Consider the following 6,000-nt stretch of genomic DNA (forward strand, 5'->3'; position numbering starts at 1 on the left):
CTGCTTTCTTCCTGAGCCAGCGTCATGCCATGACGCGGAAAGGTCATGACGCTGGAACCTTGCCGGATTTCCTGTTCCTTATTCAACAGTCAAGATCCGGATACGTGTTCATGGAAAGCGTTTCCATTCCCCTGGGCGGACTCCCGCCAAGCATCCCGACAGGCACGGACGGCATGGGGCCTGTCGGTCACGGTCGTTTCAGCGTGGGCGGGCATCAATTCAGGGTCGTTATCGCGCCGCAGGGCAGGGTCTCGAAGCACGCGAACGGGACGCTGAGGCTCCATAAAGTCTGCTTTCTCGGCCGCGTCAACGAGGGCGATCAGTCCAAGATCCGCGAATTGGGACGCGCGGCGACAAAGCTGTATGACAAAAGGAACAGTTGGCTAGGCCGGCCTGGAGACCTCCGTTCCCTCCGCCGCGCTTCCTTCAGGCAATTGAGCGACAAGCTGTTCAACGATTTGGGCCGCCTGTCGCAGAAGCTCACGGAATTCGCGGATGAGTCCGGCAATGCGCCGAAGAAGGATGATCCCGTCCAGCTCGAGCGATGGCTTGGGCAAGTCCTGGATATTCGCAAGGATCTGTTGGCCGGCCTGGCAGCCATGAACCACAACGCCAGCCTGCATCGGCAACTGCACGAAATCATCGTGCCCGTCCTTGCCACCCTGTCGGCGGGCACGGGCGCCGTCATCGGCGCGTACCGCTTGAGGGAGCCTGAAAGCTGGGAGGGGTGGGCGGCCTGGGCAACTACCCTGGTTGGCATCGGCGCAGGCCTGGATGGCTTGGTGAGAGTCGTGTCCAGCCGTGGTACGCGCAGCATTGATAAGTTCGAGAATGCGCTGGAAGCGCAATGCAAGGCGTTGTTCGATACGCCTTCCGTATCGGTCCTGTTGTACGCGCATGTCGTGGAGCGCGTCGTGCATGAAGCACTTGAAGATGTCGGCGGGGACGAAGCGCTGGCGATGGACGTGGGCAACGCCCTGCCGAGAGATGAAGACAACAATGACCTCGGCGAGGATGACAACAAGCAATTCCACCAGCGGTTGAACGAGCCCGTCGGAAAGGCAGTGACCAAGGCGCTGGCCGACTTGAAGCTGGAGACGATTGTGTCCGAGGACAGGAAGTCGGAGTTGCGAGTCCTGGCCAGCGCACTCATCATCGAAGAGCTGAAAAGTATCAAACGGGTGGAGCAAGCGCTGACGAAAAATATAGAGGCCAACGATGAAGAGACGAAAAGCGGCGCGCTGAAAAGAAAGCTGAACAAGGAAATGGAGAAGTTCCGGAGTTTCTCCAAGGACCTGCAAGGCATGTCGTCGGATAACGGGAAGGGCGGTTCCGTCAACGCCAACGAACAGACCATTTTCCAGCTGATCAAGGATTTTCGACTGGCCCGGGAAGCAGACGAGGCAATAAAGTTCAGGGCGAGGGAACAACGGGATGGATCAAGTTCCGGTTCCGGGGGGCCGATCTTCCCGTCATCGTAGCAAGCGAGGAAATGCTCACATTTCCCCTTATGGAAGGCTACGGATAACGGGCGGTGGGGGCGGGCCGCGCAGGCAGTTGGGCGCAGTGGGGTGGGCCGGGCGCGCGGACTGGCCGAAGTGATTCAGAACCGTCTGATGTTCCTGAGTCCGAAATGCTGGGATCGTCCGAACTGTTGCATCGGCCACCGCGGACACGGCCACATCCTCAGTAAGGCTTGATAGAGCTGGCTCGGTGGAGACATGAGATGCCCGCCCAATCCAGAAAGGACTCGCCATGTCCAAACATCCGCCTTCCCTCATGCTGGGGCTGCTCGGCGCAGCCCTGGCGACGGTTCCCCTTGTCGGCCATAGCGCCGTCATTGTGACCCCAGCCTCGTCCAATCGCCACGTCGTGATCAATCCGGGCGACACGATCATCCATGACGGACCGGGTCCGGCGATTTTCCTGTCGGGTGAATCCAACACCGTGACCGGCAGCAACATAAGCATCACGACGGGCACGACGGATCCAGGCAACAAAGTGGGGGGCGTCCGTGTGCGCGGCGGCACCGTTTCGTTGCAGGACAGCTCGGTGACCACTCATGGCGGCGACGCTATCGGGCTGCAGGCCGATCCGCTCCATGACTCCGCGAACATCAATGCCACGAGGGTGCGCGTCGAAACCTTCGGCGCGGGCGCGCTAGGGGCGGTGGCCAGCGGCGCCGGCGCCAGGATCGATCTGACGGATTCATCCATCCTGACGCATGACTATCTGGCCAGCGGCCTGCTCGTGGTGGGAAAGGCAGCCGTGATCTCGGCCTCCGGCAGCAGCATCAGCACCGAGGCGCGGGGCACCTCTGGCGCGGAAGTGGTGAGCGATGGCAGGCTGGATCTGGCCAATACCCGCATCAGCGTCCAGGGCGCGGACGCGCGCGGCATTTCCAGTTACGCGGTCCAGGCGGGCAGCCGGAACAGCATCACGCTGACGCGCGGCAGTCGCGTGGAGACGCAGGACGGCGTGGCCTTGCTGGCCGCTGGCGGCGATCATGTTTTTTCGCTGGACGGCGCCGAGATCAATGCGCGTAGCGCAGGCGCGCTCGAGGGGGGCGTGCTGCTGCGCTCGCAATCCACCGGGCAGGCCAGCGACCTGCGCGTTCCCAGCGGCAGCGTTGCGAACGCGGATATCGCCACGGGGCGCATCCAGCTGGACGCCGCGGCTTCCCGGCTGAGCGGCGACGTGCTGATCGAAAGCGGCAGCGCGGACATCACGCTCGGACGCGGCTCGGTGCTGACTGGCGCGCTGATCGAGCGCGGCGGCGGCCGCGTCAACCGTCTGGCGCTGGATGCGTCCAGCGTCTGGAACGTGCGCGCCGATTCCTCGCTGGCGGTGCTGGACAACGCCGGCACGGTCGCGTTCGTGGCGCCGGGCGCCAAGGGCGGCTTCAAGACCCTGACAGTCAATCAGTACATCGATGGCGGGTTACTGGTGCTGAATACGCGGCTGGGCGATGACGCTTCGCCCACGGACCGGCTGGTGATCGATGGCGGTTCGGCCACTGGCCGCGCCTCGCTGCGCATCCTCAACGCCGGCGGGAGCGGAGCGCAGACGACGCACGGCATCCGGGTGGTGCAGACGATCCATGGCGGCACGACGGCGCCGGATGCTTTCCGGCTGGATGCGGGCTCGACCGGCTTTCGCCAGGGCGCCGGCACGCTGGCCGTGAACGGCTACGAATACAGCCTGGTACGCGGCGGTCAGGGCGGCGCGGCGCCAGACTGGTATCTGACCTCCGCGCCTTATACGCCCGCGCCGCCGGCGCCCGCCCAGCGGCAGGAAATGACGCCGCAGCTTGCCGTCCAGCCGCAGGCGCCCGCCTCGCGGCCAGCCGCCGCGTCTTGGCGCAATGTGTCGCCCGAGAGCGGCGCCTACATTGGCAACCAATTGGCCAGCGCCGCGTTCTTCACCCATGGCCAGCACGATCGCGTGCCGTCATGCGGCGCTTGCGGCGAGGCCAGGGACGCCGCGACAGAAAGTGGAGCCTCGTATCGCGGTATCTGGACGCGAGTGCAGGGCCGCCAGGACAGCGGACTGCGCATGGCCGAAGGCCGTGTCGGGATCGAGCGCAGCAGCCAGATCGTGCAGCTGGGCGGGGACCTGCTGACCGCGCCGCTGGGCGGCAAGGGGGCGGTGCACCTGGGCCTCATGGGCGGCTACGGCAGCGCGCGCAGCACATCCACCTCCAGCCTGGCGCTGCCGGGTGGCACGATGGCGCAGGCGCGGGCGCGCGGCAAGGTCTCCGGCTATTCGGCGGGCGTGTATGGCACGTACTACCAGGAGGACGCCAGCCGCATGGGCGCCTATGTCGACGGCTGGCTGCAGTACGGCCGCTTCAACAACCGGATCGACAGCGAACTGGGGTCGGCGCGCTACGACTCCACGGTGTGGAGCGCCTCGGCCGAAACCGGCTATGCGCTCCAGCCTTTCGCCGAGCGTTCGCCGCTGGGGCCGCTCGTTGTCGAGCCGCACGTCCAGCTGGTCTACAGCCACTACGATGCGCAGGATGCCGTGCTGCAAGGGACCCGCATGGGCGCAGGCAACCCCGGCGCCTGGGACGCGCATGCCGGCGTGCGCATGTATCCCGCGGCCATTGCGGGCGCGCCGGCGGTGCGTCCGTTCATGGAACTGGATTGGCTGCACCGCTTCAATACGCCGTCCGTGCGGATGGGGCCCAACACGCTGGCCGCCGCGTCCTCGCGCGACCGCCTGGAATTGACCCTGGGGGCCGAGGGGCGGATCAGTCACAGGCTGCTAGTGGCCGGGCACGTTTTTGGCTATGAGGGTCGGGGCGGCCAGCACGGCTACGGCGGCATGGTGGACGCGGGCTACCGATGGTAAGCCGGCTTCAGCCCTCCTCGCGCAGCGTGCCCGCCAGGATGTCCTCGCGCAGTGTCTCCAGGATGTGGCAGAACACCGTCGCGGGCAGCGAGGTGGCGGGCGACTCGGGCGCGCCGGTCTCATGCGCGATCGCCGCGCCCGCGGTGGACGCCAGCGCCTGGCGCAGTCCGGTGCTTTGCGACACGCGGGCGCGGATGGCGCGTTCGATCAGGCGATGGTGTTCGGGCGAGCCATAGGCGATGCGCGCGCCTTGCCAGTGCACGGCATCGCGGCGGGCGCCGTCGCCCAGGCGCTTGGCGTCCCAGCCGCTGGCCTGGAACGCGGCCGCTCGGACCGGATCGCCCTCGGGAAACTTGATGCCCTGGATGAAGCCTTCGATGGAGGCGTACAGCGCGCCGTCCAGCACGAAGGGCGACAGGCAGAAGTTCGACAGCGCCTGGCCGCGCCAGTCGCTGGCGTTGGCGGAGATGTTCACGGCGGGCGGGGATGAGGACATCGGCGGGGTCTCGTCTGGCGGCGGGAGGGCCCTCAAACATACCCGCGCGGCGGGCCGGCGGCAAATGGCGCCGCCGCCGGCCGCGTCTTCATGCGTTCATTGCTTCAGGTTCAGCTTGGGCATCAGCGTCTTGACCGCCTGATTCTGCCGCTCGATGTCGGCGATGAAGGCCGGCGTGTCGGCATAGGACGGCGTGAGGTTCTGCTTGGTCATGGTTTCCTGGAACTTGGGCGAAGTGGCCAGTTCCCTGGACACCGCGCGCCATTTCTCCACCGCCTCTCGCGGCGCGTTCCTGGGCAGGCCCAGTCCGCGCCACACGCTGAACTGCAGGTCGTGGCCCAGCTCCTTCAAGGTCGGCGCGTCCAGCCCGGCCACGCGTTTTTCCGACATCACCGCCAGCGTGCGCAGCTTGCCGCTTTCAACGTACTGGCGCAGTTCTGCATAGGCCACGGTGGTGGCTTGCACGTCGCCGGCCAGCAGGCCCATGATGGCCGGCGCGGAGCCGTTGTAGGGGATGTGTTCCAGCTGTGCGCCGATCGTCTCGGCGAAGGCGCCGGCGGCCACGTGAGGAATGGTGCCGTTGCCCGCGTTGGAGAACGTGACCTTGCCGGGATTGGCCTTCGCGTACTGGATGAACTCCTGCGCGGTCCGCCATGGCGCGTCGGCGCGCACGGTGATCGAGGACGGGTCGTCGGTGAAGCGCGCGATTGGCTGGAAGTCGCCGACGGTGACCTTGCCGATGCCCATCAGCGGCACGACCAGCATCTCGGGCGTCATCAGGATCAGGCGGTAGCCGTCGTCGGAGCCGGCCACATAAGACCAGCCGATGGAGCCGCTGGCGCCGGGGCGGTTCAGCACGACCACGGACTGGGGCATCAGCGGACGCGCGGCGTCGGCGATGGCGCGCGCCGTGCTGTCGCTGCCGCCGCCAGGCTGGTAGGACACGACCAGTTCGATCGACTTGGTCGGATAGCTGTCCGCGGCCTGGGCGGCGGCGCCGCAGCAGGCGGCGGAAAGCAGGAGCAGGTTGAGCAGTTTCATGGGATTCGGGTGAGGCCTTGAGCAGGGTTGGGGCGCCGATCTCGCTGCATCGAATGCCGTCCGCGGCGCCGGCGGACGGCGGGGGGGGGGGGGGCGGGGGGGGGGGG

The 6,000-nt window shown here is 66.6% G+C and carries 4 protein-coding genes; 2 read left to right on the forward strand and 2 right to left on the reverse strand.

Features of this window, described 5'->3' with window-relative positions:
- Nucleotides 1–110 precede the first annotated feature (110 nt).
- Both ACEU5R_RS26925 and ACEU5R_RS26930 read left to right on the forward strand, forming a co-directional pair.
- Nucleotides 111–1,481 carry a hypothetical protein gene (locus ACEU5R_RS26925; protein ID WP_392412801.1) on the forward strand — a complete coding sequence of 457 codons (1,371 nt, stop codon included), beginning with the start codon at nt 111–113 and terminating at the stop codon, nt 1,479–1,481.
- Between the two features lie 274 nt (nt 1,482–1,755).
- Nucleotides 1,756–4,356: an autotransporter outer membrane beta-barrel domain-containing protein gene (locus tag ACEU5R_RS26930; protein ID WP_392412802.1), complete on the forward strand. Its 2,601-nt coding sequence runs from the start codon at nt 1,756–1,758 to the stop codon at nt 4,354–4,356.
- Nucleotides 4,357–4,363: 7 nt separating this feature from the next.
- On the opposite strand, the gene ACEU5R_RS26935 is transcribed toward ACEU5R_RS26930, so the two are convergent.
- Nucleotides 4,364–4,852, reverse strand: a complete 489-nt coding sequence (locus ACEU5R_RS26935; protein ID WP_392412804.1) for a hypothetical protein — start codon at nt 4,850–4,852, stop codon at nt 4,364–4,366.
- Nucleotides 4,853–4,948: 96 nt separating this feature from the next.
- Nucleotides 4,949–5,893, reverse strand: coding sequence for a tripartite tricarboxylate transporter substrate binding protein (locus tag ACEU5R_RS26940; RefSeq protein ID WP_392412805.1), 945 nt, complete (start codon nt 5,891–5,893; stop codon nt 4,949–4,951).
- Between the last annotated feature and the right edge of the window lie 107 nt (nt 5,894–6,000).

It is taken from the genome of Achromobacter sp. 413638 (assembly GCF_043119405.1).
Taxonomy (GTDB): Bacteria; Pseudomonadota; Gammaproteobacteria; order Burkholderiales; family Burkholderiaceae_B; genus Achromobacter.